This window comes from Flavobacterium sp., from assembly GCF_003525665.1.
In the GTDB taxonomy this organism is placed as follows: Bacteria; Bacteroidota; Bacteroidia; order Flavobacteriales; family Flavobacteriaceae; genus Flavobacterium.
In genome coordinates this window covers 888-3,127 of the sequence record NZ_DQDX01000187.1, presented here as the reverse complement: position 1 = coordinate 3,127, position 2,240 = coordinate 888, and the positions used below count along the sequence as shown (strand labels likewise).

The window sequence follows — 2,240 nt, the reverse complement described above, 5'->3', positions numbered from 1 at the left end:
CTATATTTAAGTGATGTTTAGGATTTAAATGAATGTATTGAATGATGTTTCTCAAATAATTTTCATCTTGGATTTTTATTCTTTTAAAGTGTTTTTCAAATAAACTTCCAGTTCTATTATTTTGTTTATTAAAAGCCTTTGCATACGCATTAAATAAATTTGAAAAAGCTTGAGTTACAATTTTTTCTTCTTCAATAATTTTACTGACTAAATGGAAATGGTTGTCCATTAAACAGTAAGCAAAAACTTCGATTTTACCGTTTAAATATTTTGAAAGTAATTTTAGAAAATAGGATTTGTTTTCATCTGATAGGCAAATGTTAGTGCTATTTATTCCTTTATTGTAAATATGATAGACATGACTTTGTTCTAAAATTTCTAATTTCATTTAATCTATTTTTTATCCTGCAAGGTTTCCAAAACCTTATAGGTATGTTTATTGTAGATTGAAAATTTATACCTACAAGGTCAAAAAAAGACCTTGCAGGAAAATTCTAAAAAAACCAACTAGCCACAAAAATCGCAGTAATCACACAAATTACATCTACAATAAGCATTGTTCCTAAAGCGTATCGCGTATTTTTTATATTAACAGATCCAAAATAAACAGCAATAACATAGAACGTACTTTCGGCACTACATTGAAAAATACTACTCAATCTTCCTGTCATTGAATCGGCACCAAAAGTATTCATGGAATCAATTAAAAAACCTCGTGAACCAGCAGAACTAAAAGGACGAAGCAATGCAACAGGTAAAGCATCTGTAATTTCTTTTGCCACACCCAAATTAGAAAAAATAAAAGCGATCCAATTGCTGATAATTTCAAATAAACCACTATTTCTGAACAGCGAAATGGCAACTAACATTCCTAAAACATAAGGAAAAATTGTAACTCCGGTTTTAACTCCATTATTGGCTCCAACCACAAATGCTTCATAAACCGTGGTGTTTGCTTCTGTAAATTTCTTTTCTTTTACGAATGATAATATCAAAGTGAAAACAATTATTACAACCAAAATCAGAGCAGAAAGATTAGAAGTAAAATAATTTTTACCAATTAAATCCAAATGATTTACATACATCAACAAACCAATAATTGCACCTATCAATCCCATTAATCCTGCAACCAAAGAAGCACTTTTGAAGTTGATTTTTTGTTTAATTCCTACAATTAAAAACGCAGCAATGGTTCCAATAAATGATGTAATTATACAAGGCAACATCACATCGGCTGGGTTTGCCGAACCTGCAGCAGCTCGATATCCAATAATTGAAGTTGCAATTAAGGTAAGTCCAGAAGCGTGTAAACACATGAACATTATTTGAGCATCGCTGGCTTTGTCTTTTTCTGGATTTATTTCTTGTAAACTTTCCATGGCTTTTAGTCCGAATGGTGTTGCCGCCGAATCTAATCCTAGAAAATTGGCAGCAAAATTCAGCGTCATATAAGATATCGAAGGATGATTTTTTGGAATACTTGGAAATACTTTTACAAAAACTGGGCTTAATATTTTTGCCAATTTTTGTGATGCACCAGAAATAATTAAAAGTTCCATCAATCCGCAAAAGAAAGCAAGATATGCCATTAACGGCAAAATCAAATCAAGCAAAGTGCTTTTACAAGTTGGTAACAATCCATCTGATTTTTGTTTTCCACTATAAATTTTTACCACTTTATTAGAAAAAACATATGTAGAATCAATGTTCAAAGTATCACGATTGACGACCATGGTTTTATCGGGCGCATTTTCGATACTATCTTTAATAAAAGCTGGTAAATCTTGAAGGTATTTTTCAGAAACTAAAATTGGATCGTCTTTTTTTCCATTTAATACAAAGTCAATCGTGTAGTTATTTCCAGAGAATAAACTGAAAATCACAAATATAATTGATGAAATAAAGATAACGAGCCAAAATCTACTTAATACCATGGTTTGTTTTTTTGTAAAAGTAATAAAAAGACCTGACAGGTTTTTAAAAACCTACCAAGTCTAAATTTTAAACATGAATTATTTCCTCTTCAATCAATAAATCTTCTTTTCTAAAGCGAAGGAAAACTTGTGCGACAGCAATAACGTCTTTTTCGCAATACGTTACAATTCGGTCGATGTCTTTTTCTACATAAAAAACGTGTCCGACTTGGCTTCCGTCGATATCGCCTTTTGGAGAAGGAATTCCGAGGATTTTGGTAAGTAATTTCAAAGACGTAAAATGCTTATAATCTCCAAATTTCCATA

Annotated in this window: 2 protein-coding genes and 1 pseudogene; all 3 read right to left on the bottom strand. The window is 31.0% G+C overall.

Annotation, left to right across the window (positions count from 1 at the left end; genetic code table 11):
• On the bottom strand, positions 1–388 hold a 388-nt coding region (locus DIU01_RS13220; protein WP_290835193.1), incomplete at its 3' end, for a transposase.
• A 106-nt stretch (positions 389–494) separates the two neighbouring features.
• Complete coding sequence (locus DIU01_RS13215; RefSeq protein ID WP_290835191.1) at positions 495–1,934, bottom strand: nucleoside recognition domain-containing protein; 1,440 nt, start codon at positions 1,932–1,934, stop codon at positions 495–497.
• Positions 1,935–2,001: 67 nt separating this feature from the next.
• Positions 2,002–2,240 (bottom strand): annotated as a pseudogene (locus DIU01_RS13210) (3'-5' exonuclease); the annotation flags it as partial.